Raw genomic sequence first — 26,261 nt, 5'->3', positions numbered from 1 at the left:
CGGCCTGGATCACGTCGACAGGAACAGCGGCCCAAGATCGCGCAGGCCAGAGCGGGTGTGTCGACTTCGGGTTCGCTACGCCCCCAAACTCGACACACACCCCGCGGATCGCCTGCCGCGTGTCGATTCCGGGTTCGATACGCACCTCAACTCGACACACTGGGCGGGGCGCGCGTGGGATAACGCCTTCGGCCCCGCCAAACGGACCGGCCCCGGCCGCTGGCACGAGCCGGCCCCTGGCACGAGCCATAGCTCAGAGAGGTCATCGGGGCTGATGACCTCTCTGAGCTACGGCTCGCCCCGATCGGCGGCGAGATCTGCGGGGACGCAACACGCCCGGCCACAGTTCGACGTCACGCATTCCCCGGCCGGCCACGTATGCGCGGGCCCACCGTGTCGGTCGGCCGGCCACGTGCGCGCGGGCCCACCGTGTGCTCTCGACCTGCTTCTGTGTGTGCGGAGTTCGACGCGATCGCGGGAGCCCGCTCCTCGGCCGGCTTTTGGCTGACCAGCCACTCGTCCGATGGATTGCCGTACCCGGGGGTCTGCACGAGGGTGGGCAACCACGACGGACGAAGGGCGCGACCATGACCGAACCCCGCCAGATGCCCTACGGGTGGGCTCCACCGATCACGGATGGGTTCGTGCGGGCCCGGTCACTCGTCACGCCGGGGCGGCGGGTCATAGCCGGGCTGCTCGACGTCCTGCTGATGGTGGTCACGCTCGGCGCAGGCTGGCTGATCTGGGCGATGTTCACCTGGCCGGCCGGTCAGACGCCGGCGAAACGGCTGCTCGGGCACGTCGTCACCGACGGCCGGACCGGGCAGCCGCTCGGCCGGCGCCGGATGGCGGTCCGCGAGGTCTGCGTGAAACTGGCGCTGAACATCGTGACGCTGACCGCGTTCGCCTGGATCGACTGCTTCTTCATCTTCGGCGAGCAGCACCGCGCGCTGCACGACCGCATCACCAACTCCGTGGTGGTCGAGGGCCCCTGAGCCCGATCTTGTCGAGTTCGCATGCCCCGTTTCCGGGGAACTCAACAAGATCGGGCGGGGGTTCGGGTCAGCCTGCCGTCCAGAAGAGGGCTCGGGCGTACTGGGCGTACAAGCCCTTCGGGTGGGCTCGGAACAGGGGCTCGGTGCCGAACAGCACCGCGCTGCCGCCGGCCGCCGTGGTGCCGGAGACGACAGCCGCCTGGCCGGCTGCCTGGGCTGGGCCGTTCGTGCCGGCCGCGTTCGGCTGCCAGTGGCCGGCGACCAGCGGGACGGCGCCGTAGCGCTGCTCGACCGTGAAACCGGTGCCGGTGAACCAGAGCGGCGAGTAGACGAACGAGTGCGGCAGCGAGCCGGCGCCGACGACCGGGCCGGAGTTCACCACGTTCACCACGCCGTTCGCGTCGCCGCGGCCGGCCGTCGCCACCGCCGGCAGCAGCTTGGTCGCCGCGTTGAAGTTCGCCCCGGTCGCGCCGCGGGTGACCACGCCACCGCCCCGGGCCAGGAAGGCGTCGACCGTGGCCTTACCGGTGGCGTTCAAGCCCGCGTACGACAGGCCGGACGAGACGAGCAGGGTGTCTGTCTCGGCCAGTGAGGCGCCCGCGTTGAGCAGGGCCGTCGACACCGTCTGGACGGCGAAGCCCATCTCCTTCAGCGCGAACAGCTCATCCGCCGAAACCGCGCCGGCGATCACCGGCTGGTCGAAGACGTCGCCTTTCACGTCCTTCGGGGCGGCGCTGAAGCGTACCCCCAAGGATGTGGCCAACGCAGTGGCCTCGGGCCGCGCCTCGGCCGGGACCACGACGGTGGCCGCGTCCGTGCGACGCAGCTTGATCCCCTGGGTGAGCAGCTCGTTCACCGCGCGGACGTCGTTGCCGTCTTTCAGGGTGAGCTGCAGCGCGCTGCCCTTGCGGGCGTCGACCCGCCCCTCAGCGGAAGCCTCCCACACCGGCTTTGTTGCGACGCGAGGGAGAGCGTTGCGGCTGATGTCGACCGGCGCGCCCCAGAGCAGGCCGTGGCTCCAGCCGGAAATGTCGTACATCTGCGGTACGAGATCGGAGATGTCCCGGCCGGCCTCCAGCAGCACGTTGGCGAGCCCGCGCTTCGGCTGGTGCATGTCGACGAGGTAGGTGCCGGCGTCGTAACGACGGCCGTTCACCGCGAAGCCGTGCAGCGCCTTGGTGACCCGGACATCATTGTCGATGAGATGGTTGACCAGTCGCGTGGCGGCGGGAGTCCCGGCGGGGATCACGTACGCCCGCGGGAACGTCGTCGTATAGCGGTCCTCCGGGCCGAACCCGTCGACGAAACCGTCCGGGATCACCGGTGACGCCTCGCCCGCCCAGCCACGGCGGAACTGCTCGATCTGGCCGGCGAGCAGGGACGCCTTGTTCGTGTCCGCGTACGAAAGGGCTGCCTCGACCGTCGCGGCCGCGACGTCCGTGTTGATCGCCGAGCGGCGGCGGAGTTCCTCGACCGGCAGGTTGGTGTAGTTCGCGTTGTTGACGGCGAGCGGGATCTCCACGGTGTGGCCGACAGCGCCCTGGTAGATCGCGTACATCGGGGTGAAAATCGGCGGCCAGTCGTCCCAGTCACCGGGAGCATAATCCCGGAACGGGATGTCGGCGCGGGTCGTCTCGGCGTACCCGAGCTTCTGGATCGCCGCCTCCATGCCGAGCGCGTTCGGCAGCGCGTGCTTGATGTAGAGGTCGTACTCGTAGTTCTGCCCGTGCGGCGGGGTGGCCGGTTCGATCAGCGTCGTCCCGGTGTACCCGTGCTCGTCGAGCATCACGAACGGCTGCGTCCCGATCACCACGTCACGGACCGCGCGCGACTCCGGCTGCGCGTTGGTGGCGTGATCACGGTTGATGTCGAAGCCGGCACCGTTGGCCCGGGTGCCGGCGACCCGGCCGTCCGGGTTGTTCGTCACGGTCACGTAGACACGGCTCTTCTTGAGGAAACTCACCGTCGCGGCGTCGGTCGCGGTGGCGAGGCGCTCGATGACGCGCAGCGCGCCGTCGGTGCCCTCCCACTCATTACCGTGGATGTTCGCGTTGATCCAGACCGGGGTCTTGTAGCTCTTGGCCAGCGATTTGTCGCGCTTGGCCGCCCACGGGTTGTCCTCGATCAGGTTCCGCCAGTGGTCCTGCTTGGCGGCGTCCTTCGCCGACTCCGGCGCGGTCACCGTCACCAGGTACAGGTCGCGGCCTCCGGCCGACTTCCCGATCACTTCGGCGGAGACCTTGTCGGAAACGTCCTGCAGGGCGTTCAGCTTGGGCGCAATCCCATGGTACGGAATAAGCCCCAGCTTGATCGACCGATCGTCCGGGTTCTCGGGGTAGACGGTGAGCTGGTTCTGGCGTGGGTAACCTCGGCTCTTGGGCGTCCACCGGCTCTCGACGCTCGCCGCACCCAGCGTCCTGCTGAGAGCACTGAACGAGTCGAGGGCGGCGACCTCATTGCGTTCCGCGCCGTTTCCGAAGTCCCTGCTCGAGGGGGAGTCTCCGGGCGCGGCCGCAGCGGGCTCAGCGAGCAACGCCGCGGTCAGCAGCGCCGTGCCGAGTCCGGCCAGCGTTCGTGACAAGTCCACAAAGCACCTCCGTTGGGATTCCTCGCACCCTCCCTGGAATCACAACAGATGCGCAATGATCTATGCAGGTGAATTCTGTTTTTTACTTGTTCCCGCGGTCCTGCCTGCCAGTTGCGGTGCGACGGCCAGCAGCAGCCAGATCCAGGCGGCGTACCCGGGCGCCAGGAACGCGACCGGGACCGAGACGGCGAACACCGAGGCCGCGGCGAGGTACCGGACCAGCGTGACGCGCACTTCGAGCGGCTCGACCGCGGCGAGGAGCAGGCCGCGGCGGGCGCTGCGCCACCACATCAGCGTCAGGAGCAACTCCAGAACGATCATGCAGACCGCGTACGGGACGATGCCCCAGGTCTGCGAACCGTACCGGCCCAGAAGTGCCGTGGGGAACGGCAGAATCCCGACGAACACACGTCCTCGGGAACCTTGAGCTCCAGCACCAGCAGCGTCATGGCGATCGCGAAGACCGCGTCAGCCAGCATCTTGATTCGTTCCGGCTCATACCGGCCGCCCTGCGCCATGGCCGCCAACCTACGCCACGATCATCCCCACTCGCAGCACCGGTCAGCGCACGCGGAAAGCCTGATCAGGGGACGGTGGCCAGGGTTCGGCGGGCGTCTCGCACGACGGCCAGGTCGACCATGCGGCCTCGGGCGTCCAGGCACACGCCGCCGCCTGCCGCCTCGAAACGTTCGATCACGTCGCGGGCCTCGGCCAATTCCTGCGGTGACGGGGTGAAGACCTCGTGGACCACCGGGATCTGGGCCGGGTGGATGCAGGCACGGCCCCGGAAGCCCAGGCGTTTCAAGGCCAGCGTTGTCCGCCGCAACGACTCCAGGTCGCGGAAATCGGTGGTCACCGCCGCGGCCGGGGGGTCGATGCCGGCTGCTGCGGCGGCCAGGACCACGGCGGAGCGTACAAAAAGAAGCTCTCGCTCGTCCTCACCCAGGGTGACCCCCAGCTCGGCTGCCAGGTCGGCTTCGCCGATCTGCAGCCTGCTGACGCGCGGCGCGCTCGCGATGGCAGCGGCGGCCAGGAGCGCCTGCGGCGTCTCCAGCAGGGGTACGAGTGTGACAGCACCCGCCGGGTCGAGCTCGTCCAGGATCGTGGTGAGTGCGGCGAGCTGGTCCAGCGAGGCTTTCGCCACCACCAGGCCGCGCAGCGCGGAAGAGGACGCCGTCACCACCGCGCGGGCGTCGGCAAGGCCGGCCGCGCCTACGTTGACGCGGACGAAGATCGGGGCGCCCGGGGATTGCGCGGACAACCAGGCGGCGACAGCGGCGCGAGTCTCGTCCTTGAAAGCGGGCGGGACCGCGTCCTCCAGGTCGACGATGATGGCGTCGGCGCCCCGGGTCAGCGCCGAGGCCAGCATCGATGGGCGGTTGCCGGGGACGTACAAATAGGATCTCATCCGATGGACGCCTTCCCGGCCAGCAGCGCCCGGGCGATGACCACACGCTGGATGTCGTTGGTGCCCTCGCCGATCATCATGAGCGGGGCGTCGCGGTACAGGCGTTCCACGATGAACTCCTTCGAATATCCGTAACCGCCGTGCACCTGCATCGAGTTCAGCGCGCAGAACACGGCGGCCTCCGAGGCGAACGCCTTGGCCATACCGGCTTCCATGTCGACGCGGTGTCCGCCGTCGGAGCGGGACGCCGCCCAGTAGACGAGCAGCCGGGCCGCCTGCACCTGCGCCGCCATCTCGGCGATCTTGAGTTGGATGGCCTGGAACTCACCGATCATCTGGCCGAACGCGCGCCGTTCGCCCGCGTACCGCAGTGCCTCGTCGTAGGCGGCCTGCGCGATGCCGAGGGCGCGGGCCGCGACGTTGATCCGCCCGGTCTCCAGGCCGGAGAGCACCTGCTGCATGCCCCGGCCCTCCACGCCGCCGAGGAGCTGGGTGGCGGGTACCCGGACGTTCTCGAACAGGACCTCGCAGGACTCGGTGCCCTTGTAGCCGAGTTTCGGCAGGTCACGCTCGACGGTGAAGCCGGGCGTGCCGGCCTCGACGAGGATGACCGACATACCCTTGTGCGCCGGGACAGCGGAGATATCCGTCTTGCACAGCACCGGCAGCGGGTCCGCATAACGGGCGTTCGTGATCCACGTCTTGCGGCCGTTGAGGACATAGAAGTCCCCGTCGCGGACCGCGGTCGTGCTGATGCCCTGCAGGTCGGTTCCGGCGTCCGGCTCGGTCAGGGCGATGCCGGTCCGGCGCTTCCCGCTCGCCAGGTCGGGGAGGTAACGGGCCTTCTGCTCCTCGGTGCCGTGCCGGGCGAGGAGCCAGCAGGACAGGGAGTGACTGCCGAGGATGCCGGCGATGCCCATCCAGCCCTTGGCGATCTCCTCGAACGTCAGGGCGAAGCTGACCATGTCGGCGCCGAGGCCGCCGTACTCCTCGGGCACGGTGAGGCCGAACAGTCCGAGCACCCGCATCTTCTCGACGATCTCGGTGGGGTATCGGCCGGAGTCCTCCCACTCCTGCGCGACCGGGCGGATCTCCCGGTCGACGAAGTCGCGGAGCACGTCGCGGTACATCCGCTGCTCGTCGGAAAGCTCAAAGTCCATGCGTTACTCCGGGAGAGAGGGACGGAAGACCGGTAGGCCGTCGCGCCAGTCGAGTCGGACGGGCTGATCGCAGACGGGATCGGGGATGTCGACCAGATGGGTGAGCACAATCGGGCCCTCGGTGAGGCTGACCCGGGCGACGGTGTACGGCGTCTCCGCGCGGTGCACCACGGTGAAGCTGTCCACGACGCCGGTGCCGGCCGCTTCGACGGGCCAGAGATCGTCGCCGCCGCAGGCGACACAGATAGGTCGCGGATAGTACTGATATTTCTGACAGGAACGGCAGAACTGCAAGATCACCGGTCCACCCCCAGGATGACCGTCGCGTGGCTGGAGAAGATCCCGCCGGTGCCATGGGCCAGCGCCACCGAAGCATCAGGCACCTGCCGCGCCCCGCACTCCCCCCGCAGCTGCCGCACCGCTTCGACCAGCAGCAACACCCCGAGCTGCCCGGGATGGCAGTAGGCGAGCCCACCCCCACCGGTGTTGTGCGGCAGCGTCACCGACAGCCCCTCGCCGGGCGCGGCGAACCCGAGCGCCTCCAGCCCGAGCGGCACCGAGATGGTGAAGGAGTCGTAGAGCTGCACCACGTCCACGTCAGCCGGTGCGAGACCGGCCCGAGCGAACGCCCGCTGACCGGATTCGATCGCGCCGGTCCGGAGCAGGTCGGGTGCGGTCGCCATCCCGGTGTGAGTCAGGGCCTCCCCGTACCCCATCACCGTGACCGGAGGCTTGGGAAGGTCACGGGCGCGGGACAGCGAGGTCAACACCACCGCTCCCCCACCGTCGGTGACGAGACAGCAGTCCAGCGCCCCGAGCGGCGACGAGATCATCGGCGCGGCAAGAACCTCATCGACGGTCAGCGGCCCCTTGCCGTAGGTCCACGCAGCTGGGTTGAGCTGCGCACGGTCCCGCGCCGCGACCGCGACACCGGCCAGATCGGCCCGGGAAAGACCGTAGGTGTGCAGGTAACGCTGCGCGACCATCGCGTAATACGAGATCGGATACAGCGGGCGGTACGGCTCCTCGAAGGCCGCCTCCGGCGTGCCTTCTTCGTAAACCCCGGTCAGCTTGCGGCTGCGTGCGGAGCGCTGATTGCTGGCGTACGAGATAACAACGGTCGAACACTGTCCGGAACTGATCGCTTGAGCGGCCCGCGCCACGTACATCTCGAAGACCGCGCCGCCCGCGAAGCTGGAGTCGCTCCAGGACGGCTGGAGCCCCAGATAGTCCGCGAGCTGGGTGGCCGAAAAGCGGGAGATCCCGTTGGTGGCGATCCCGTCCACGTCGGCGAGGGTGAGCCCGGCGTCGGCGAGCGCCCGGGTGACGGCCTGTGTCTGCAGCTCCAGGATGGACTTGCCGGTCTTGCCGAGATCACATTCGGCGGCGCCGGCTATGGCAACGCTCATGGCACGGTCAGGGTCGCCGACGCCGGAGCGACAGCGATCCGCCCGTCCTCGACGACCTCGACCCGCAGGTCAATCTCGATCTTGCGAGAGGCGGTGGCGGATGCCGCAGCGGACTCAGAGGGAACCCCCACGCACCGGATCGTCTCCCCGGCGAACACCAGGTTCTTGAACCGGAACGACAGCGCCGAGATCACCGCCTCCGCGCCGAACCACTCCCGCAGCGCGATCGCGAGATAAGCCCCGAAGACCTGCCCGTCCACCACCGGCCGATCAAGGCCACGCGACGCCAGATAGGCGCTGTCGTAGTGCAGCTTGTGCCAGTCCCAGGTAGCACCCGCATAGGCGATCATGTCCGGCAGTTCGATCGTCCGGACGAACACCAGCTCATCGCTCGACATAGATCAGCGACTCCTCGTTCACGACGAGCACCAGCCCGTGCTGGTCGGTGTAGGTGGCGACCGACGTGACCACGAGCATCCGCTTGCCGCTCCCGGTGACCCGCTCGGTGATGTCGGCGAGCTTCCAGCGCGCGGTCACCACCGTCGACGGCAGCACCGGCCGCTCGAAGCGATACGCGTTGCCGCCCCGCACGAGGCGGGTGCCCGGCACGTCCAGATGCCATCCGTGCCCGGCATAACCGTCGGTGTCCCGGGGCAGGTTCGCGTATTGATTCGTCTCGCAGATCAGCGTCGGCGGGGCGATGTCGCCGGCCAGGTGCGCCGGATCGGTGTCACCGGTGGCCAGCGCGAAGTACCGGATCGCGGCCCGCCCGAGCGGCTCCGGCGCGGTGTAGACGACCTCTTCACCGATCCGGTCGAGAAGCGAAGGAGACAGCAGCGTCACGACACCACCGCCGTCGGCACGGTCTCCAGCAGGAACTCCGGTCGCAGCAGCGCCGAGCAGACCACCGACGTCACGGCAGCGTTCGGGAAGTGCTTCTCCCGCAACGCGCGCGTCGAAGGGTAAGCAGCAACCGCCGCCGGCGTCAGATACTCGACGAGCGCGGTCACATCAGAACCGGTTGCGCCCCCCGAAGCCAGCACGGTCTCGATGCTCGCGTAGATGAACTCGGTCTGCGCGACCAGGTCCCCGTCGTGCAGCGCCAGCTGGCTGACCGGGTCGAGCGCGCCGAACCCGGCCAGATAGATCGTGTCACCGGCCCGGACAGCGGGTTTGTAGGTGAGCGTGTCGTACCGCGCCCAACCGGGATTGAGAACGGTCAGCGGGCCGGAGGCGGCGATCGCGTCGAGCGACACCTGCGCACCTCGCGCGACCGGCACGTCGACCAGGATCCCGGCGGCGCCCGGGTGCACCGGACCGGGCAGCAGCTCCTTGCGGGGCCGGCCGCACCGCGGGTATTCGGCGCGGGTCGCGGTGGCCGTGTAGTCAACGGTCCGGACCAGCGAGGTCATGTCCAGACCGGCGACGGCCAGCAGTTCCGCGATGCGGGTGAGGCACCAGCGGTACTGATCCCGGAAGTCCCCGGAGACCGTGTGCACGCTGGGCAGATACACGACGCCATCGGCGACCCGCAGCACGTCGTCGCCGTCGGTGAGCAGCGTCCCACCTCCCGGATGAGCGGTGACGGCGACGGCATAGGACGCGTCCGAGCCGTAGATCGCCTCGACCGGGACCCGGGAGATCGGCACGACGTGATCACCGAGAAACGCCGCGCGCTCCGCATCAAGCGAGAGGTCGGCGGAGGCGACATATTCGGTCACGTGCACCACGTCGGTCGCGGCGACGCCGGTGTCGGCCAGCAACGAATAGCCCGGCACCGCCGGTAGATACACGGTCACGTGAGGCACCCTTCGATAGCGTCCAGCAGAGCGGCCGGGTCATCGGCCGCGAAGACCGCGCCGGCGCCGGGTCCGAGATTCGCGGCGGCTTTGGTACGCGCTCCCCCGCCGGTCGAGCGCTCCACCCGGGACACCCGCCCGTCATCACCGGCGACGATTCCCGGAGCGTCGGCCGCCACGACCGAGCGGTCCGGGGAGAGGACCACGGTGATCCGGGACGCCAGGTCCAGCACGTCCGGCCGGTCCAGGTCGGTGAACGTGTCCAGGTCGACCCACCCGTCCACCACCATCGCGGCGACACACCAGTACACGCTGAACTTCGCCTCATAGGCACTGCGTGGCCGCCGCTTCTCCGGCCCGGCCACGATCGGCATGGCATCCGGGTGCAGGGTCACGGTGAGTGAGGCGGGCGCGCTGCCGGCGAATTCCCCGGCCGCGTCGATCGAGGCATGAGTGAGCTGGCAGGCCGGATACGGTTTGATCCCGATCCGGGTGGTTTCCCATCGCTCACCCAACTCGCCGAGCAGCGCGCCCACGTCCGGTTCGCGCCCGGCAAGCGCGCGAAAGAGTCCGTAGGAACCATCGAGCGACGAATCCGGACCGCTCGCTCCGGCCGCGGCGAGCCGCGCCGCGATGATGCCGTTCGCCGCGGCGGTTCCGGGATGCAGCTGTTTGGTGCTGGCCGGGCTGTGCAGGAATTCGAGCAGCCCGCTCGCGCCACTGGCCGCGATCCCGATCGCGTCGGTCAGTGCCGCCGCGTCCAGGCCGAGCAGTTTTCCGGCGGTGACAGCGGCCGCGACCGGCCCGCACATCGAGGTCGCATGCAGGCCGCGTGCGTGGAACGCGTGCGGCGCCGCGCCGCCCAACCGGCACATCACTTCCAACCCCGCGACCAGCGCGGTCACCATCTCGCTGCCGCGAGCCCCGGTCTGTTCCCCCAGGGCCAGAGCCGTGGGTACGCACACAGCGCTGGCATGAACGAGTCCACCAGCGTGCGTGTCATCGAAGTCGAGGGCGTGCACGGCCACCGCGTTACCGAAAGCGGCCGCCACGGCGCCGACCCGCTCGCCGGTGAACAGCCGTGCCTCGGGTGGGCCGCCGAGCCCGCGCGCGACGGTGAGCGCGGGATCGGCGGCGGCTCTGCGGATGCCGGCGACAGCACAGCCGGCGGCATCGATCAGGTGGTCCCGGGCGGCGGCGACGACGTCGGCGGGCAGGTCCTCATAGGTGAGGCCCGCCGCCCATTCCGCCAGCACGACCGCGGCGGGACGGTCGTTCACTCGGCCACCTTGCCGAAGGCGCCGGCCGCACGGAGTTTCTCCAGCTGTTCCGGCGAGTAATCGAGGAGCTCGGACACGTACCCAAGGTCTTCTCCTCGCCGGGGTGCCCGGCGATAAGCCGGCGGCTGATCGCCCACCCGGACCGGCGAAGCGACCTGTTTGACAGTGCCGTACCGCGGGTGCTCGGTCTCGACGACGAGACCGCGCGCGAGGGTGTGCGGATCACGCAGAGCGGCCGCGACGTCGTTGACCGGGCCGCACGGGATGCCGGCGGGTTCCAGAACGGCGAGCCAGTCGGCGGTGTCCCGGGTCGCGAAGATGCCCTCCAGCAGCGGCAACAGCTCGGCGGCGTGCTCGCGGCGGTCGGCGAAGGTGGCGAACCGGGGCTCCCGCAAGATGCCGACATCGAGGACGGTGACGAGGCGCTGCCAGAACTTCTCCTTGGCGCAGCCGACCACCACCCAGCCGTCAGCCGACGGGAAGAGCTGGAACGGCACGAGCGACGGGTGCGCGGAATAGCGGGTGCGCTCGGGCGTGAAGCCGGCGTTGAGGTGCCACGCGGCCGGATACGTCAGCATCCCGATCGCGGTGTCGAAGAGGCTCAGGTCGCAGTCCATGCCCCGGCCGTCGCGGCGGGCCGCGTGCACGCCGGCGAGCAGGGAGATCGCGGCGACGAAACCGCCGGAGTAGTCGACGATGGACAGCCCGGATTTCGCGGGCGGTCCGCCGGGCTCACCGGTCAGGTCCATCCAGCCGGCCAGGCCCTGGAGGATGTAGTCGTACCCGGGCTGTTTCGCTCGTGGCCCGGTCATCCCGAACCCGGTCAGCGAGCAGCAGACGATGCTCGGGTTGATGTGTTTGAGCTGGTCATAGGTGATGCCGATCTTCGCGGGGACGTCACCGCGCAGGTTCGAGTAGACCGCGTCGGCGTGCCGGACCAGGTCCTCGAAGACCTCCCGGCCGGCCGCGGTGGCCAGGTCGAGCGACACCGACCGCTTGCCCCGGTTGAACGTCTCGAAGAAGAGCGAGTCCTCGTCCTGCGCGTACGGCGGGACGTACCGGCCGACGTCGCCGCCGGTGGCCGGCTCCTCGATCTTGATGACGTCGGCGCCGAGGTCGGCGAGGTGCACCGAGCCGAACGGTCCGGCGCCGTACTGCTCGACCGCGATGATCCGGATGTCCTCGAGTGGTCTCATCGCAGGCTCCCCACCAGTTCGAGCAGACGGTCCTGTGACTCCCGGACCTCCTCGGCGGGCAGGCCGTAGGAGGGCGGGGAAAGCTTGATCGCGTCCGCGAGGCCGTCATAGGCGGCGATCTTCGCGGCGCACTGTGCCGGTGTCCCGGCGATCGTGTACGCGTCGACCATCTCGTCCGGGACGAGGTGTCCGAGGTCGTCAGCCGGACGGCCGTTGCGCAGGGCGTTGCTGGCGTTCTCGCAGACCTCGCCGAAGCCGGCCGCGCCGAAGGTCTCCGCGTAGGAGCGCACCGAGGCGTAGAACCCGACCACGTTGGCGGCCCGCCGCCGGGCGGTCGCGGGGTCGTCGTCGACCGAGCAGCAGGCGGCCGCGACGACGTCGAAGTCAGGTCTCCCGGCCTTGCCGAGGATCGGCAGGATCCGGTCCCGCAGGTCCGCGGGCGGGCAGAGCTCGTGGGCGATCCACCCGTCGGCCACCTCGCCGGCCAGCGCGACCATCGCCGGGCCGACCCCGGCCAGATAGATCGGGATGTGCTCGCGGACCGGGGCGTACGGCCGGCGCCAGCCCCGCACCCGGATCGACCGGACACCCTTGTGGTTGATCGGATCCCCGCCGGCCAGCACCTTGCGGATGATCGCCACGGTGTCGCGCAGCCGGGGCAGCGGCCGCTCGAACTCGACGCCGTGCCAGTCCTGGTTGAGCCGGGCCACCCCGGTGCCGAGGCCGAGCCGGAACCGGCCCTCGGAGAGCTCGTCCAGGTCGGCGGCGGCGATCGCGGTCAGCATCGCGGACCGGGCGAACGCCAGGGCGATCCCGGTGCCGACACCGATCCGGGCCTCACCGCCGGCGACCTTGCTGGTGCCGGTGGCCAGGGCCGCGGCCGTGGTGAACGCGCTGCGGTGCAGCTCGGGCGCCCAGACCACGCCGGCGCCCGCCGCCTCGGCAGCCCGGGCGGCGATGACCAGCTCGGCCATCGTCTCGCCCCAGGGCTGCAGGTCAAGGCGCACTGGAAGGTCCGTGGCCGCGTTTGTAGGTGAGCATGGTCCGGGTCCAGGTGATGACGTCGACGCCGTCCTGGTTGAAGCCGGTCGTGAAGACCTTCACGATCCCGGCGTACGGCCGCGACTTCGACTCACGCAGGTCGAGAACCGTGGACCTGGCGTAGATGGTGTCGCCGACGAAGACCGGGTTGGGCATCTTGATCTCTTCCCAGCCCAGGTTCGCGAAGGCATGCTGACTCACGTCCGGCACCGAGATCCCGGTGACGATCGCGACCGTGAGGGTCGAGTTCACCAGCAGTTTCTTGTACGGCGTACCGGCCGCGTAGTCAGCGTTGAAGTGGCTCTGATTGGTGTTCAGCGTCAGGAGCGTGAACCACGTGTTGTCCGCCTCGGAGATGGTGCGACCGAGCGGGTGGTGGTAGGTGTCACCGACGGTGAAGTCTTCGTAATAGCGGCCGAGCATGGGGCGAAGCTAGCACTTGTTTCGCACAGTGGAAAGGTGTTTCCATCTACGCCATGCTCGAAGCGTTCCTCTACCTGCACATCGTGCTCATGGTCTTCTGGCTCGGCGGGGACCTCGGCGTCTTCTACTCCAGCAGATTCGTGATCAACCCCGACCTGACTCCCGCCGCCCGGCTCACCGCGCTGAAGATCATGCTTGGTCTGGACCTCGGGCCGAAGATCTGCCTGATCCTGTTCCTGCCCAGCGGCCTCACGCTGATCTCGCTGGACGAGCACGGCGGCTCACTCTGGGGGATCAAGCTGCTGCCCTGGTGGCTGCTGGTCCCGCTGTGGATCTTCGCGTTCGTCTGGATCTGGCTGATGTGGACCGACCATCACGAGCCTGGAAAACACCCCGTGGTACGCCGGGTGGACTACGCGATCCGGCTCGCGGTGATCGCCGGCATGTTCGGCGCGGGCCTCTTCACGCTCATGGTGAGCGAGCCGTTCGGGGTGACCACCAACCCGAAGTGGCTGGGCGGCAAGGTGCTGCTCTACGCGATCGCCATCGCGGCCGGTCTCGGGATCCGGCAGACCCTGAAGGCGTTCGGACCGGCGTTCGGCGCGGTGATGGCCGGCACCGCCGACGCGGCGACCGAGACGGCTCTCAAGCGCAGCGTGAACGGGTGCCTCCCGTACGTCTGGACGATCTGGGGTTCAGTGCTGCTGGCCGGCCTGCTCGGCGTCGCCAAACCGCTGGCCAACCTCTAGCCACCCCGCGTGTGTGTCGATTTCGGGCGCCGATCGCACCCGAAATCGACACGCGGTCAGGGGCGGGGCTGGTAACCGAGCTGGGCGGAGATGCGGGCGGCCGCTTCCTTGAGGTCGGAGACCGCCGACGTGTCGGCGTCCGGCTTGAAGCGCAGCGCCGGCCCGGCCAGGCTGATCACGGCGACCACCCGGGCGTCGTGGTCGAAGATCGGTGCCGCGATCGACGCGGCGCCGGCCTGGCGTTCGCCGAGCGAGGTCGAGTACCCCCGCTTGCGTACCGTCGCCAGGTCCTTGCGCAGTTTCGCCGGCTCGGTGATGGTCTTGTCGGTCACCGCCGCGAGGGGGTGCCGGGTGAGGTACGCCTCGACCTCGAAGTCGGGCAGGAACGCCAGGAACGCCTTGGACGAGGCGCCCGCGTTGAGCGGGAACGGGATGCCGAGGCTCACCTCAAGCCGCAGCTCCTGGTCCGGCACCACCTGGTCGACGTAGAGCCGGGTGTCGCCGCGCCGCAGCGACAGGGTCGCCGTCTCCTGGGTGCGCTCGGAGAGGTGCTTGAGCTCCGGCGCTGCCATCGCGCGCACGTCCGTGCGGGCCAGGTAGGCACGGCCGAGGGCGACGGCGGCGTGGCCGAGGGCGTACCGGCGGGTGGCCGGGTCCACGGTGATCAGCTCGCGGCTGCGCAGGGCGGTCAGGATGCGGTGCACAGCGGCCTTGGTGAGACCGAGCGCGGTGGCGATCTCGGTCACTCCGAGATCCGGTTGGTCGGTACGGCCGAAGTAGAGCAGAACGTCCATGGCGCGCTCGACGGCGGCGATGGAACGTGACTGGCTCTCGTCCTCGGCCGCGCCCGGCGTGGCCTGCGAGGCCGGCGGCACGGTTCGGCTGGGCACTGGAAACTCCCCCGGAACAGGAACGGAACAAACTTTGGCGAAGCCTAGCCTGCCATTTCGCACCGCGAAACGGCGTACCGATCCGATGTTGACAGCACACCCGACCGTCGTTACGTTCGGTGTAACACCGTTTCCCAAGGCGAAACGCACTAACGAGGGAGACCACGAAGTGCCGGTCGACAGCACGACGTTCCGGTCCGTACTCGGACAGTGGCCGAGCGGGGTGTGCGTGGTGACCACAACCGGCCCGAACGGCCTGCACGGGATGACCGCCAGTTCATTCTCCTCGGTGAGTCTCGATCCCCCATTGGTGTCGGTCTGCCTTGGCAACCATCTGCCCAGCCGGACACTGCTGGGCGAGGCGGGCAAATTCGCGATCAGTTTCCTCGGCAAGGACCAGGCGCACATCGGGCGCCGCTTCGCCGGGCAGGACCGCGAGATCACCGATCGGTTCGCCGGGCTGGACTGGATCATGACGCCGAACGGGTGCCCGGTCCTCAGTGACGCGGTCGCCTGGCTCGACTGCACGGTCGCGCACGCGTACCCGGGTGGCGACCACACCATCTTCGTCGGCGCGGTGACCGAGGCGGCGCTGCCGCGGGTCATCTCGCCGCTGCTGTTCCACTCTCGCAACTGGGGCCAGGTGGCCCAGCCCCTCCCGGCCACCGTCCAGGTACGCGACACCGCGTCCCCGAACGACGGCCTGCGATTCGAGTTCCTCACGGACGGCCCGCACGGGCTGCCCTCGCCGGACCGGGTCGCCGCGGCGAAGCAGGCCGGCAACAGCGTGGTCGGTTACGTGACCGACGCGTTCGACCCGGACCGCGAGGACGAGGTGCTCGCCACCATCGCCGCGCTCGGGGCCCTCGGGTGCGACGAGATCGGCTGCATCGAGTCCGACGTCACTCCGGCGTCGCCTCTGCAGGTCACCCGGATCCTCCAGGACGCGATCGTCCGGGTCCGGCCGGCCGTGCTGCGCGTACGGCTCGCCGGCCACAACCGCCTCGCTCTGGTCAACGCGCTGGTCGCGATGAAGAACGGGGTCTCGCACTTCGACGTGGTCGCCCCCGGCGCAGGCATCGCCGGCCTGCCGCTCGGCGACCTGCTCCACCTGTCCCGCCAGCTCGAGGTGGCTGGGCCCAACGATGCGGCCGACGCCGCAGGCCCCGACCTCGCCCATCTCAGGGAGTAACACCATGGCCGACCGACTCATCGGCGAGAAGCTCGTCGACGACATGACCGCCGACGAGAAGTCCCGCGCGAAACTCGTCGAGCAGGTCCTCCCGGCGCTGCGCGCCAAGGCCGAACAGGCGGACCGGGACGGCGCCTTCCCCCGCGAGCACATCGACGTGCTCCGCGAGGCCGGTCTGCTCGGGCTCATCGTCCCCGAGGAGTACGGAGGCCTCGGCGGCACGCTGCGCGACCTGGCCGCCGCCACGTACGCGATGGGCAGCGCCTGCCCCTCGACGGCGCTCGCCTTCTTCTTCCACAACACCTCCGCCTCCCGCGGGCTGCTGCCCCTGGAGGCGATCGAGGCCGGGCTGTTCTCCGACGAGGAGACCCCGGTCGTCAAGGCGTTCGCCGAAAAGGTTCTGCGCCTGATGTCCGGCGGCACCTGGCTGGCGAACTTCGCCAGCGAGTCGGTGAAGAGCAGCGGCGCGAACATCGCGATCGCCACCACCGCGGTGCCGGCCACCCGGGACGGCGTCGCCGGCTGGGAGCTCACCGGCGAGAAGTCGTTCGGCTGCGCCACCGGGATCGCCGACTACTACTTGGTCACCGCACGCCTGGACGGTCACGAGACGGCCGACGGCCTGGTCATGTTCCTGGTGCCGCGCGACGCCGAGGGTGTCACCGAGCGGCCGTTCTGGGACGGGCTCGGCATGCGCGGCTCGGCCAACCACGGCATCAAGCTCAACTCCGTGTTCATCCCGCAGGACGACTCGCTGACCGTCCCCGGCGCGTTCGTGAAGATGCTGCAGTGCAGCCGGGGCAGCTTCGTCGGCAACCAGCTCGCGATCACCGCGGTCTACGTGGGCGCGGCACAGGGCGTCTACGACGACACCCTGCAGCGGCTCACCACGAAGAAGTTCGCCGACACCGGACGCTCGATCGCCGAGTCGCCGATGCACCAGGTGATCATCGGGGACATGACGGAATCTCTGGAACGCGCGTACCTCTGGCTGCGCCGCCAGTTGCTCCTGGAAACGGTCGAGCCGCCCATCGCCACCAAGTCCGAGGTGTACGCCCAGTGGCGCATCGCCAAGGGCTCGATCTGCCAGGCCGCGTTCGACGTGGCGATCGGGGCCCTCAAGGCCTCAGGCACGTCCAGCGCCACGATGAACGGCGTGGTCGGCCGGGCGCTGCGGGACCTGTCGATGGGCCTGGTCATGACGTTCCCGCCGGAGCGCGGCCGCCTCGAAGCCGCCTCGGTGATCACCAGCAACAAGGCGAACGAGCTCTTCGCGAACGTGGCCTCATGAGAGACCTGGTCGACGGGGTGTGGGCGGACTGCACCACCGAAGTAGGCATCACTCTGGAGGATCCGGCGACCGGCCTCGAAAAAGGCCCGGCCCTGGGTTCGTCGCCGGAAAGGGTGGAAGCCGCCCTCGCCGCTGCCGACGAGCTGGGCTCCTGGGACGTCCCGGCCGACACCAGAGCTGACATTCTGGACACCATCGCCGCGGCCGTCGGGGCGGCGGCCGCCGAGATCGTCGCTCTGGAGGCGAAGGCCACCGGCGTGCCGATCCGGCAGACCACCCCGCTCGGCATGATCCTGGCCGGGGCGTTCGCCCTGGCCGCCGGTCAGCTGCGCTCCGGGCTGCTGACCAGCACGACCACCCGCGAGGACGGCCGTGAGGTCCTGGTGGAGCGCCTGCCCTGGGGCCCGGTCGCCTGCCTGGTGCCGTGGAACGCACCGGCGCCGATGGCCGCACACAAGGTCGCCAACGCTCTGGCGGCCGGCTGCCCGACCATCCTCAAGCCCAGTGAGTACGCGCCGTTCGGCACCGAACGCCTCGCCCTTGCCATCGACGAGGCGCTCAAGGCGGCCGGTGCCCCGGCGGCGCTGTTCCAGCTGCTGCACGGCGGCGCGGCGGTCGGCGCCCCGATCGTCGCCGACCCGCGGATCCGGGCCGTGTCGTTCACCGGCGGGCTCGGCGGCGGACGGGCGGTCGCGGCGGCCTGCGCCTATGACATCAAGCCGGTCCAGCTGGAGCTCGGCGGCAACAACGCGCTGATCGTGATGCCGGACGCCGACGAGGACGTGGCCGCCCGCGCCGCCGCGGACCTGCTGACCACGCTGAACGGTCAGTGGTGCCGGGCGCTGGGCCGCCTGATCGTCCCGGCCGGTCGCGAGGAGGCGATCGCCGAGAAGGTCCTGGCGAGAGTCGGCACCCTGAAGACCGGCGACCCCAGCGACGAGGCGACCGACTACGGTCCGCTGATCCATTCCGGTCACCGGGCGACGGTCGTCAAGGCCCGTGAGGACCTCGGCGGCACCATCCACGAGGCCGCCATCACCGGGCCGGGCAACACCCTGGCACCGTCGCTGGTGACCGGCGCGGACCCGGCGAAGACCACCGACGAGATCTTCGGGCCGGTCGCCGCAGTGCACGGGTACCACGATCTCGACGAGGCCATCACGCTCGCCAACGGCACGCGTTACGGCCTTGAGGGCTATGTCATCGGCACCGACGAGACAGCGGCCTTCGAGACCGCGAGACGCGTCCGGGCCGGCGAGGTCAAGGTCAACGGCTCCTCGATCATGAGCCTGCACCTGTTCACCCCGCGGCCGGCCTGGGGCATCTCCGGCTATTCCGAAGAGGGCACCGCTGAAACGCTGCTCTTCTTCACCAACCCTCGGGTCGTCGGCGTCGAGGGCGGCTTCGCCCTCCACAGTCGTCATGAGTGACTGCACCGAGCGGCAGCCGGCCGCACCGGGCAACGGCCTCGCAGGCGAGGGCCAGGAAGGCATGACAAAGAGGGCTCAGTCATGACAGCTACGGCCCTGCGGGCGCTGCTCGCCGCGAAAACGGTCACGCACATGCCCGGTGTCTACGACCCGGTGACCGCGGCTCTCGCGGTCCGGGCCGGGCACCGGGGTGTGCACCTGTCCGGGGCGGCAGTCTCGGCGATCGCGCTGGGCCGGCCCGACCTCGGTTATGTGCACGGCACCCAGATCGCCGAACGGGCCACCATCCTGATCCCGGCCCTGGACGGCGTGCCGTTGCTCGCCGACGCGGACACCGGTTACGGCAACCCGCTGCACGCGGTCTGGACCGGTCTGGCGTACGCCCGCGCCGGCATCTCCGGCCTGCACCTGGAAGATCAGGTCAACCCGAAACGCTGCGGGCACCTGGCCGGCAAGGAGGTCGTCGACGCCGGCCTCGCGGCCGCCAAGATCTCCGCCCTGGCCGACCATGTGCCTCACCTCGCGCTCATCGCCCGCACCGACGCGTACGCGGGACACGGCCTGGCCGAGACCATCAAACGCTGCCAGTTGTACGTCGAGGCCGGGGCGGACGCCGTCTTCCCCGAAGGTGTCGACACCCTCGACGACCTCGTCGAGCTGCACCGGGCGCTTCCGGGCGTACCCATGGTTGTCAATCGATCGGAAGCCGGCGGCGACCGGCCTGTCCTGAGCGACGCTGACCTCGCAGAGGTCGGTGTTCGTCTTGTCCTGCATCCCGTCGCCGCGCTGCTGGCGGCCATGCGGGCCGCATCGCTCGTCTATCGGTCGATCGCCGAGGACGGCAGTGCGGCGCCGGTCGACCGGATGGCGTGGCCCGATTTCACCGCGTTGGTCGGTCAGGACGAAGCCCTCGACCTCGACGCCCGTTACATCCCGGGGAGATAGAACGTGAATCGCATCCTGGTCGCCGGCGCCGGACCGGTCGGACTCACCGCGGCCCTGGCCCTCGCCCGGCGGGGCTTCGCGGTGACCGTCCTGGAAGCCGGCGACGAGCTCGCCGCCGAGTCCCGCGCCTCCACCTTCCACCCGCCGACCCTGGAGATGCTCGACGACCTCGGCGTCGGTGCGGAGCTGCAGGCGCGCGGTCTCATCTCGCCGACCTTCGCCTATCGCGACCGGCGAGAAGGGCTGGTCGCGATGCTCGACCTCGCGGTGCTCGCCGAGGACACCACATATCCCTACCGGGTGCAGTGCGAGCAGTCCAAACTCACGCCCATTCTGGCCGAGCACCTGCTGCGCCTTCCGCACACCGAGATCCGGTACGGCTGGCCGGTCGCCGAGCTGATCCTGAACCTGGACGGCGTCGTCGCGGTCAGCGCGGACGGCCGCACGGTCGAGGGTGACTGGCTGATCGGCGCGGACGGCGCGCACTCGGCGGTCCGTAAGGCCACCGGCGTGACGTTCGACGGCATCACCTACCCGGAACGTTTCCTGGTCGCCTCGGTCGACGAGGAGCTGACCGAGTGGCTCGACGACCTGGCCGCGGTCAACTACGTCTTCGACCCGGTCGAGTGGTGTGTGCTGCTGCGCACCCCGGACCACTGGCGGGTGCTGCTGCCGACGCCCGTCGACACCCCGGACGAGCAGGAGTATGCCCGCCTCGACGAACGGCTGCGCGGCGTCTACGACCCGGGCCGTCCGTGGCGGATCGCGCACGCCAGCATGTACCGCGTCCACCAGCGGGTCGCCACGTCGTTCCGGACCGGCCGGGTGCTGCTCGCCGGCGACGCCGCGCACGTGAACAACCCGCTCGGCGGCCTCGGCATGAACTCCGGCATCCACGACGCGATGGCGTACGCGACCGCGATCGCCACCGGCGACGACACCGCGGTCTGGGACGCGGCCACCGATCGCCGCCGGATCGCCCTGGAATACGTGCAGAGCGTCTCGCACCAGAACTACGAACGCCTGCGCGCCACCGACCCGGACGCCCGCGCCGCCCACCTGGACGGCCTGCGGGCCACCGCGGCCGACCCGGCCAAGGCCCGCGCCGCCATGCTGCGCAGCTCCATGATCGCCTCGCTCCGCCCGATAGCGGCGTGAGCGGCGGCATGAGCAGCGTCATGAGCGGTTTCATCGAGCGGGAGAATCCGGCGCTCTTCTCGGAGATCGTCGGGTCGGTCGCCGCGGCCTCGCCGGAGGCGGTCGACAAGGTCGTGCGCTGGGCGGACGCCGAGCAGCGGATCTGGGCGACCCGGCCGCTGCCGGATCGGCTCGTCGCGCTGACGCGCGCCTCGGCCGCGATCGAGAACGCGATCGAGGACCTGGCCGAGCTTCTGGCACGCGAGTCCGGCAAGGTGCTGGGTGACTGCCGCGGCGAGATCGGCTTCGCGGTTCGCTATCTGCGGTGGGTGGTCGAGCACGCGACCATGGCGTACGCGGACCGCGAGGTCGACGACGAGCTCGGCAGGATCGTCGAGCAGCGCCGCCCGTTCGGTGTCGTCGCCGCCATCACCCCGTGGAACGCGCCGATCATCCTGTCCATGCTGAAGATCGCACCGGCCCTCGCGGCGGGCAACGCGATCGTGGTGAAGCCGTCGCCGCTCGCACCGCTGACCATCGACCGGATCGCCGGGCTCTTCGACGCCCCGATCCGGGTCGTGCACGGCGGCACCGAGACCGGCGCCGCCCTGGTCGGGCACGAACTCGTCCGCAAGGTGGCGTTCACCGGCGGCGCGGCCGGCGGACGAGCGGTCGCGGCTCTCGCCGGTGACCGGCTCACGCCGACCGTCATGGAGCTGGGCGGCAACGACCCGGCCGTCTTCCTCGACGACGCCCCGTTCGCAGGCGACGCCATGGACCGGCTCGTGATGGCCAGCTTCGCCACCAGCGGTCAGGTGTGCATGGCCGCCAAACGGCTCTATGTGCCGCTGGCTCGTCTTGATGAGTTCGTTTCGGCGTACCGAAGCGCCGCAGGCCGGGTCTTGAAGACCGGCCACCCACTCAGCGCGGGCGTCACGATGGGCCCGGTGATCTCGGCGGCCGCACAGCGTGCCGCCCGGGCGCTGATCCCGCCGGACGCGGTGTTGCTCGGCGCGTTCGACGCCGACCCGTCGACCGGCTACTTCGTCCATCCGGCCCTGGTCGTCGCGCCGGATCCGTCCTCACCCGTCGTCGTGGAGGAGCAGTTCGCGCCGGTCGTGCCGGTGCTCGGCTACGAGTCCGAGGAGCAGGTGCTGACCTGGGCGAACGCCGGCGATCTCGGTCTCGGCGCCTCGGTGTGGAGCGCCGACGAGGAGCGGGCGTTCGCGTTCGCCCGGCGGTTCGAGGCCGGTTTCACGTTCGTCAACACGCATAACCGGACCGGCATGAGCCTGCGCGCACCGTTCGGCGGCGTGAAGCGATCCGGCTGGGGCCGGGAGTACGCCGGCGAGGGCCTCGCCGAATATGTCCAGACCTGTGTGATCCACGCACCCGCCGCGTTCCGGCCGGGCGCGGTGGCACCGAGCGGCGGGCCGTCGGCCTATCCACCGGGGTGAGTTCTCCCCGGTTTTCTGGGGGCTTTCCCCCCTCATGGATGGGGGCTCGCCACCTCATGAACGCCGCGAACCGTGATCGCGTGCCGGCGCCGAAGAGAGGGCGGTCGCCGGTGCCGGTCACGGTTCGCGGTCCTGTCAACGGCCCGGCGGGTAACGGAGGTCCCAACCTGCCGGGCCGTTTTCCCTGCTCGCAACAGTGTGTGTTTATGATCCACGCTCTTTCAGGTTTTACTCAGCTACGCGGAGTCACCCCTTAATGATGATCACCCGGGGCCTTGCCGGCCTCACCGTCCTGTCCGCGCTCGCCCTCGCCGGTTGCGGTGGGGAGGACGCTGATGTCGCCGAGTCCTCGGCTTCCACTCCTTCTGCTGCTTCCTCTGCCGCCGTCTCGCCGGCCGACGCGCTCCGCACCTCGGTGCCGGACGACACGGTGGCCGCCTACGCGTACGCGGCCACCGGCGCCTGCACCCCGCTGTCCGGCGTGGTGGATGCCCCGAACAAGTCCGCCTCGTTCACCACCTCCCAGGAGATCCCCGAGGTCGACGGCGGGAAGCTGACCCTCACGTTCCTCGCTCTCGGCGCGGACAAGCCCTTCGTCCGGTTCACGATCAAGCCGGCCTCGCTCGCCAAGCAGATGGGCCTGACCTCGAAGAAGTGGCTCGCCATCGACCCGGCGAAGATCACCAACTACGACGAGAGCCCGTTCGCGTACGGCGGCGAGACCGACCCGCTCGGCGCCTCCGACCTGATCGGCGTGGCCGCCGACGTGACCTCCCCCAGCGGCCAGAAGTTCACCGGCACACTCGACCTCACCAAGATCGCTGACGCGAACCCGGTCCTGGAGGCCGCCGAGGTCACCGCCCTCGGCGACAAGGCCAAGGCCGTCCCGTTCGACGCGACCGTCGACGCGAAGACCGGCAACCTCTCGACGTTCGTGGTCAAGGTCCCGGCCGCCGGCAAGGTCAAGGCCGGCAACTGCACGATCAAATACTCCGGGTACGGCACCACGAAGGAGCTCACCGCCCCGGCCGACGCCACCAAGGCGCCCGCTGTCGCGTACGAGATGCTGAACGGCTGATTATCGCTCGGCTTTCGCCAACGCCGGTCTGGCTGGCGCTCAGGGCTGCGGAAACGGTCGCGAGACAGCACTGAGAGCCAGCCGGACCAGCTGGCGCGAAGACAGTCACGGGTGCGACCTGGACTGCCCAGATTTACGTACTCCAAGTCCCCTTTATGCCTAAATATCGTATTTGGCCATCGCTGCGATCACAGCGGTGATCCCCTGGTCCGATGATCCAGAATCGAACATTCGCCCTGTTCGCCGCCGGCCTCGGGCTGGTAGCGGGAAGCATCGCCCTCGCCGGCCCGGCCCAGGCCGCGGAACGCACCCGGTGCGGGTTCGACGCGAACCTCACCGTCGCCGGCACCGGGAGCGGCATCAGCGCCGGCTTCCTCGCCTCAGCCGCCGCCGGCTGGTGCGGTTTCGGCGCGGGCGCCGGCCTGCGGGGCGGCGTCAACGACGGCAACACGAGGGCCCGATCAGCGTCATTCCTGGCCGGCGGCGTCATCGACGGCAACACGTGAACCGAGCCGGCACCCTCTGACCGCTCACATGCGACCCGAGCCACCCGGCTTCCCGCCGGGTGGCCGGTTCCATCCGGCCCATCCTCCGCGCAGTCCACTGACCGCCGATTTGTGACCTGGGTCACCCGGCTTCACGCCCGGGTGACCGGTTCCGTCTCGTGAATGACACTCGCGAGAAGGGACAGGACGATGCACGAGATCGTGGTACTCGGCGGGGGCTACACCGGACTCATCACCGCCGCGAGCCTGGCCGGGTGGACCAGGCGGCGCGACGTACACATCACCGTGGTCAACGCCGGCGACCGCTTCACCGAGCGTCTCCGGCTGCACCAGACGGCGACCGGCCAGCAGCTGTCCGACCTGCGGATCCCGGACGCGCTGGCGAACACCAACGCCACCCTGACCACCGGCTGGGTCACGGCGATCAACCCCACGGCCAAGACGGTACGCATCGACGACAGCACCGAGTTGGGCTACGACACCCTGGTCTATGCGCTGGGCGGTGCGGCCGACACGGCGGGGGTTCCGGGGGCTGAGCTTCACGCGTACACCATGGACGGCTGGACCGACGCGCAAGCGCTCGCGCGGCGCCTGGCGCAAGCGGGCACCAAGGCCGTCGCGATCTGCGGCAGTGGCCTGACCGGCATCGAGACCGCCGCGGAGATCGCCGAACAGCACCCGGACCTGGACGTCACCCTGATCGGCCGGACCAGGCCGGGCTCGGACATGACGCCGCGCGCCGCCCGCCACCTCACCGCCGCCCTGGACCGGCTGGGCGTGCGGGTGATCACCGCGGAGATCGGCGAGGTGCTCCCGGACGCGGTGGAAACCATCGATGGGTTGCGCATCGCGACTGACGTCGCGGTTTGGACAGCGGGGGTACGCGTGAGCCCGCTGCCCGCCGCCGCCGGGATCAGCACCGACGAGCGTGGCCGGATCCGCACCGACGGCACGCTGCGCTCGACCTCGCACCCCGATGTGTACGCGGTGGGTGACGCCGCCGCCGTCCCGGTGAGTTTCGGGGTTCTGCACGGCACCTGCCAGAGCGGCATGCCGACCGGCGTGCACGCGGCCTGGAACATCGTGCGGGAGCTGGACGGGCGCGCGCCGGCCCGATTCCGGTTCGGTTATCTGCACCTACCGGTCAGCCTGGGCCGTGGCGACGCGGTCGTTCAGTTCACCCGGGGCGACGGCAGCCCGCACCGCTGGCACCTGACCGGGCGGGCGGCGGTCTGGTACAAGGAGACGGTGAGCGCGTCACCGTGGCCGTCGGCCGCCCGGATGGTCCGCATGCCGTGGGCGGGCCGGCTGGCGTGGCGCCGATGAGCGCTGCTTTCGCTGATCATCGTGGGCTTCTCTTCTCGGTGGCGTACCGGATTCTCGGCAGCGCCGCCGACGCGGAGGACGCGGTGCAGGACACCTGGCTGCGGTGGTCGTCAGCGGACCGTTCGCAGGTCGCCGACCCCCGCGCCTATCTCGTGCGGATCGTGACGAACCTGGCGATGGACCGGCTCCGGTCGGCAGTTGCGCGACGTGAGACGTACGTCGGTCCATGGTTGCCGGAGCCGATCCTGACGTCGTCGTCCGGCTCTTTTGATGAGGTGTCGACCGCTCTGCTGCTGGTGATGGAGAGTCTCAGCCCGCTCGAACGGGCGGTGTTCGTGCTGCGCGAGGCGTTCGGCTTCAGCTACGGCGAGATCGGGTCGTTTGTGGGCCGGTCGACGGAGACGGTCCGGCAGGCGGGGTCCAGGGCCCGGGAGCATGTGCACACCGGACGGCCCCGGTTCCCGGCGTCGCGGGCGCGGCATCAGGAGGTGACCTCGCTGTTCCTGGCCGCGGCATCCGGCGGCGACATCAACTCCCTGATGGAGTTGCTGGCGCCGGACGTCACGCTGTGGACGGACGGCGGAGGCCGGGTCAGGCAGGCGCACCGCCCGGTCGTCGGCGCCGAGCGCGTGGCGACGTGGTTCGCCGGGGTCGGCTCCCGACCGTATGAGGGGGTGTCGCCAGCGGACATGACGGTGGAGATTGTGGAGCTGAACGGTTTGCCCGGAGTGGTTTTCCACGGGGCTGGACGGGTACTGGCCACACTCACGCTCGATCTCGACGCGGACGGGCTGATCGCGGCGATCCACAACGTGGCCAACCCGGCGAAGCTGCAGGCAGTGACCAGCGGAAACGTGCACCAGCTGAGCGGATAGTTGCTACAGCACAAATTCACGAGTTTCGCAGGCGAACCCCTCGCGGATGGCCGCATGACGGGCAAAACTGGCCATTTGGTGCGCGTA

At 69.9% G+C, this 26,261-nt stretch carries 27 protein-coding genes; 12 read left to right on the top strand and 15 right to left on the bottom strand.

What is annotated here, in order from left to right; translation table 11 throughout:
* Nucleotides 1-587 precede the first annotated feature (587 nt).
* A complete protein-coding gene (locus B0I29_RS04505) occupies nucleotides 588-995 on the top strand; it encodes an RDD family protein (protein ID WP_111647559.1) in 408 nt (135 codons plus the stop codon).
* A gap of 67 nt (nucleotides 996-1,062) precedes the next feature.
* Here the strand turns inward: B0I29_RS04505 and B0I29_RS04500 are convergent, their stop codons facing one another.
* The 14 genes from B0I29_RS04500 to B0I29_RS04435 all read right to left on the bottom strand — a co-directional run bounded on the left by B0I29_RS04500 (nucleotide 1,063) and on the right by B0I29_RS04435 (nucleotide 13,298).
* On the bottom strand, nucleotides 1,063-3,582 hold the full coding sequence (locus B0I29_RS04500) for a M14 family zinc carboxypeptidase (RefSeq protein ID WP_111647558.1): 2,520 nt from the start codon (nucleotides 3,580-3,582) through the stop codon (nucleotides 1,063-1,065).
* A 60-nt stretch (nucleotides 3,583-3,642) separates the two neighbouring features.
* Nucleotides 3,643-3,990 (bottom strand): TMEM175 family protein, encoded by a 348-nt coding sequence (locus B0I29_RS04495; RefSeq protein ID WP_181557722.1) that lies wholly within the window; start codon nucleotides 3,988-3,990, stop codon nucleotides 3,643-3,645.
* The gene (locus tag B0I29_RS47770; protein ID WP_111647556.1) at nucleotides 3,900-4,100 is read right to left on the bottom strand and encodes a TMEM175 family protein; all 201 of its coding nucleotides are present in this window, start codon (nucleotides 4,098-4,100) and stop codon (nucleotides 3,900-3,902) included. The genes B0I29_RS04495 and B0I29_RS47770 overlap by 91 nt, the downstream gene beginning before the upstream one ends.
* A gap of 65 nt (nucleotides 4,101-4,165) precedes the next feature.
* Nucleotides 4,166-4,990, bottom strand: coding sequence for an HpcH/HpaI aldolase/citrate lyase family protein (locus B0I29_RS04485; protein ID WP_111647555.1), 825 nt, complete (start codon nucleotides 4,988-4,990; stop codon nucleotides 4,166-4,168).
* Nucleotides 4,987-6,150, bottom strand: coding sequence for an acyl-CoA dehydrogenase family protein (locus B0I29_RS04480; protein WP_111647554.1), 1,164 nt, complete (start codon nucleotides 6,148-6,150; stop codon nucleotides 4,987-4,989). Before B0I29_RS04480 ends, B0I29_RS04485 begins: the two co-directional genes overlap by 4 nt.
* A gap of 3 nt (nucleotides 6,151-6,153) precedes the next feature.
* Nucleotides 6,154-6,450 carry a Zn-ribbon domain-containing OB-fold protein gene (locus tag B0I29_RS04475; protein ID WP_111647553.1) on the bottom strand — a complete coding sequence of 99 codons (297 nt, stop codon included), beginning with the start codon at nucleotides 6,448-6,450 and terminating at the stop codon, nucleotides 6,154-6,156.
* Nucleotides 6,447-7,559, bottom strand: coding sequence for a thiolase C-terminal domain-containing protein (locus tag B0I29_RS04470; RefSeq protein ID WP_111647552.1), 1,113 nt, complete (start codon nucleotides 7,557-7,559; stop codon nucleotides 6,447-6,449). The genes B0I29_RS04475 and B0I29_RS04470 overlap by 4 nt, the downstream gene beginning before the upstream one ends.
* A complete protein-coding gene (locus B0I29_RS04465) occupies nucleotides 7,556-7,957 on the bottom strand; it encodes a MaoC family dehydratase (protein ID WP_111647551.1) in 402 nt (133 codons plus the stop codon). Before B0I29_RS04465 ends, B0I29_RS04470 begins: the two co-directional genes overlap by 4 nt.
* Nucleotides 7,944-8,402: an FAS1-like dehydratase domain-containing protein gene (locus B0I29_RS04460; protein WP_111647550.1), complete on the bottom strand. Its 459-nt coding sequence runs from the start codon at nucleotides 8,400-8,402 to the stop codon at nucleotides 7,944-7,946. Before B0I29_RS04460 ends, B0I29_RS04465 begins: the two co-directional genes overlap by 14 nt.
* Nucleotides 8,399-9,358 (bottom strand): Rid family hydrolase, encoded by a 960-nt coding sequence (locus B0I29_RS04455; protein ID WP_111647549.1) that lies wholly within the window; start codon nucleotides 9,356-9,358, stop codon nucleotides 8,399-8,401. Before B0I29_RS04455 ends, B0I29_RS04460 begins: the two co-directional genes overlap by 4 nt.
* A complete protein-coding gene (locus tag B0I29_RS04450) occupies nucleotides 9,355-10,638 on the bottom strand; it encodes an MmgE/PrpD family protein (RefSeq protein ID WP_111647548.1) in 1,284 nt (427 codons plus the stop codon). The genes B0I29_RS04455 and B0I29_RS04450 overlap by 4 nt, the downstream gene beginning before the upstream one ends.
* On the bottom strand, nucleotides 10,635-11,834 hold the full coding sequence (locus B0I29_RS04445) for a CaiB/BaiF CoA transferase family protein (protein WP_111647547.1): 1,200 nt from the start codon (nucleotides 11,832-11,834) through the stop codon (nucleotides 10,635-10,637). Before B0I29_RS04445 ends, B0I29_RS04450 begins: the two co-directional genes overlap by 4 nt.
* A complete protein-coding gene (locus B0I29_RS04440; RefSeq protein ID WP_111647546.1) occupies nucleotides 11,831-12,841 on the bottom strand; it encodes an LLM class flavin-dependent oxidoreductase in 1,011 nt (336 codons plus the stop codon). Before B0I29_RS04440 ends, B0I29_RS04445 begins: the two co-directional genes overlap by 4 nt.
* The gene (locus B0I29_RS04435; protein ID WP_111647545.1) at nucleotides 12,831-13,298 is read right to left on the bottom strand and encodes a MaoC family dehydratase; all 468 of its coding nucleotides are present in this window, start codon (nucleotides 13,296-13,298) and stop codon (nucleotides 12,831-12,833) included. Before B0I29_RS04435 ends, B0I29_RS04440 begins: the two co-directional genes overlap by 11 nt.
* Before the next feature lie 53 nt (nucleotides 13,299-13,351).
* Here B0I29_RS04435 and B0I29_RS04430 point away from each other — a divergent pair, with 53 nt between their 5' ends.
* Nucleotides 13,352-14,047, top strand: coding sequence for a hypothetical protein (locus tag B0I29_RS04430; RefSeq protein ID WP_111647544.1), 696 nt, complete (start codon nucleotides 13,352-13,354; stop codon nucleotides 14,045-14,047).
* A gap of 56 nt (nucleotides 14,048-14,103) precedes the next feature.
* Here B0I29_RS04430 and B0I29_RS04425 read toward each other — a convergent pair whose 3' ends face one another.
* A complete protein-coding gene (locus tag B0I29_RS04425; protein ID WP_245972227.1) occupies nucleotides 14,104-14,937 on the bottom strand; it encodes an IclR family transcriptional regulator in 834 nt (277 codons plus the stop codon).
* Nucleotides 14,938-15,106: 169 nt separating this feature from the next.
* On the opposite strand from B0I29_RS04425, the gene B0I29_RS04420 reads away from it, so the two are divergent.
* The 10 genes from B0I29_RS04420 to B0I29_RS04375 all read left to right on the top strand — a co-directional run bounded on the left by B0I29_RS04420 (nucleotide 15,107) and on the right by B0I29_RS04375 (nucleotide 26,174).
* Nucleotides 15,107-16,129, top strand: a complete 1,023-nt coding sequence (locus tag B0I29_RS04420; RefSeq protein WP_181557685.1) for a flavin reductase — start codon at nucleotides 15,107-15,109, stop codon at nucleotides 16,127-16,129.
* A 4-nt stretch (nucleotides 16,130-16,133) separates the two neighbouring features.
* Nucleotides 16,134-17,420, top strand: a complete 1,287-nt coding sequence (locus B0I29_RS04415; RefSeq protein WP_111647542.1) for an acyl-CoA dehydrogenase family protein — start codon at nucleotides 16,134-16,136, stop codon at nucleotides 17,418-17,420.
* Nucleotides 17,417-18,850 (top strand): aldehyde dehydrogenase family protein, encoded by a 1,434-nt coding sequence (locus B0I29_RS04410; RefSeq protein ID WP_111647541.1) that lies wholly within the window; start codon nucleotides 17,417-17,419, stop codon nucleotides 18,848-18,850. Before B0I29_RS04415 ends, B0I29_RS04410 begins: the two co-directional genes overlap by 4 nt.
* Nucleotides 18,851-18,931: 81 nt before the next feature.
* Entirely contained in the window at nucleotides 18,932-19,795 is an 864-nt protein-coding gene (locus B0I29_RS04405) for an isocitrate lyase/PEP mutase family protein (RefSeq protein ID WP_111647540.1), read from the top strand.
* A 3-nt stretch (nucleotides 19,796-19,798) separates the two neighbouring features.
* Nucleotides 19,799-20,953 carry an FAD-dependent oxidoreductase gene (locus B0I29_RS04400; RefSeq protein WP_111647539.1) on the top strand — a complete coding sequence of 385 codons (1,155 nt, stop codon included), beginning with the start codon at nucleotides 19,799-19,801 and terminating at the stop codon, nucleotides 20,951-20,953.
* Nucleotides 20,954-20,973: 20 nt separating this feature from the next.
* Nucleotides 20,974-22,389: an aldehyde dehydrogenase family protein gene (locus B0I29_RS04395; RefSeq protein WP_111647996.1), complete on the top strand. Its 1,416-nt coding sequence runs from the start codon at nucleotides 20,974-20,976 to the stop codon at nucleotides 22,387-22,389.
* A 256-nt stretch (nucleotides 22,390-22,645) separates the two neighbouring features.
* Nucleotides 22,646-23,467 carry a hypothetical protein gene (locus B0I29_RS04390; RefSeq protein ID WP_111647538.1) on the top strand — a complete coding sequence of 274 codons (822 nt, stop codon included), beginning with the start codon at nucleotides 22,646-22,648 and terminating at the stop codon, nucleotides 23,465-23,467.
* Between the two features lie 212 nt (nucleotides 23,468-23,679).
* Complete coding sequence (locus tag B0I29_RS04385) at nucleotides 23,680-23,973, top strand: hypothetical protein (protein WP_111647537.1); 294 nt, start codon at nucleotides 23,680-23,682, stop codon at nucleotides 23,971-23,973.
* Nucleotides 23,974-24,162: 189 nt separating this feature from the next.
* The gene (locus tag B0I29_RS04380) at nucleotides 24,163-25,299 is read left to right on the top strand and encodes an NAD(P)/FAD-dependent oxidoreductase (protein WP_111647536.1); all 1,137 of its coding nucleotides are present in this window, start codon (nucleotides 24,163-24,165) and stop codon (nucleotides 25,297-25,299) included.
* Nucleotides 25,296-26,174, top strand: coding sequence for an RNA polymerase sigma-70 factor (locus tag B0I29_RS04375; RefSeq protein ID WP_111647995.1), 879 nt, complete (start codon nucleotides 25,296-25,298; stop codon nucleotides 26,172-26,174). The genes B0I29_RS04380 and B0I29_RS04375 overlap by 4 nt, the downstream gene beginning before the upstream one ends.
* The last annotated feature ends 87 nt before the right edge of the window (nucleotides 26,175-26,261 follow it).

Origin of the sequence: Actinoplanes lutulentus (assembly GCF_003259845.1) — a bacterium.
Classification (GTDB): Bacteria; Actinomycetota; Actinomycetes; order Mycobacteriales; family Micromonosporaceae; genus Actinoplanes; species Actinoplanes lutulentus.
The sequence above is the reverse complement of the archived record's forward strand: the minus strand, read 5'-3'. Positions and strand labels throughout refer to the sequence as shown.

Coding starts and splice junctions, on each gene's coding strand:
- B0I29_RS04505 (WP_111647559.1), top strand. CDS start 588: ATGACCGAACCCCGCCAGATGCCCTACGGGTGGGCTCCACCGATCACG.
- B0I29_RS47770 (WP_111647556.1), bottom strand. CDS start 4,100: ATGGCGCAGGGCGGCCGGTATGAGCCGGAACGAATCAAGATGCTGGCT.
- B0I29_RS04485 (WP_111647555.1), bottom strand. CDS start 4,990: ATGAGATCCTATTTGTACGTCCCCGGCAACCGCCCATCGATGCTGGCC.
- B0I29_RS04480 (WP_111647554.1), bottom strand. CDS start 6,150: ATGGACTTTGAGCTTTCCGACGAGCAGCGGATGTACCGCGACGTGCTC.
- B0I29_RS04470 (WP_111647552.1), bottom strand. CDS start 7,559: ATGAGCGTTGCCATAGCCGGCGCCGCCGAATGTGATCTCGGCAAGACC.
- B0I29_RS04465 (WP_111647551.1), bottom strand. CDS start 7,957: ATGTCGAGCGATGAGCTGGTGTTCGTCCGGACGATCGAACTGCCGGAC.
- B0I29_RS04445 (WP_111647547.1), bottom strand. CDS start 11,834: ATGAGACCACTCGAGGACATCCGGATCATCGCGGTCGAGCAGTACGGC.
- B0I29_RS04435 (WP_111647545.1), bottom strand. CDS start 13,298: ATGCTCGGCCGCTATTACGAAGACTTCACCGTCGGTGACACCTACCAC.
- B0I29_RS04430 (WP_111647544.1), top strand. CDS start 13,352: ATGCTCGAAGCGTTCCTCTACCTGCACATCGTGCTCATGGTCTTCTGG.
- B0I29_RS04415 (WP_111647542.1), top strand. CDS start 16,134: ATGGCCGACCGACTCATCGGCGAGAAGCTCGTCGACGACATGACCGCC.
- B0I29_RS04410 (WP_111647541.1), top strand. CDS start 17,417: ATGAGAGACCTGGTCGACGGGGTGTGGGCGGACTGCACCACCGAAGTA.
- B0I29_RS04405 (WP_111647540.1), top strand. CDS start 18,932: ATGACAGCTACGGCCCTGCGGGCGCTGCTCGCCGCGAAAACGGTCACG.
- B0I29_RS04395 (WP_111647996.1), top strand. CDS start 20,974: ATGAGCGGTTTCATCGAGCGGGAGAATCCGGCGCTCTTCTCGGAGATC.
- B0I29_RS04390 (WP_111647538.1), top strand. CDS start 22,646: ATGATGATCACCCGGGGCCTTGCCGGCCTCACCGTCCTGTCCGCGCTC.
- B0I29_RS04385 (WP_111647537.1), top strand. CDS start 23,680: ATGATCCAGAATCGAACATTCGCCCTGTTCGCCGCCGGCCTCGGGCTG.
- B0I29_RS04380 (WP_111647536.1), top strand. CDS start 24,163: ATGCACGAGATCGTGGTACTCGGCGGGGGCTACACCGGACTCATCACC.
- B0I29_RS04375 (WP_111647995.1), top strand. CDS start 25,296: ATGAGCGCTGCTTTCGCTGATCATCGTGGGCTTCTCTTCTCGGTGGCG.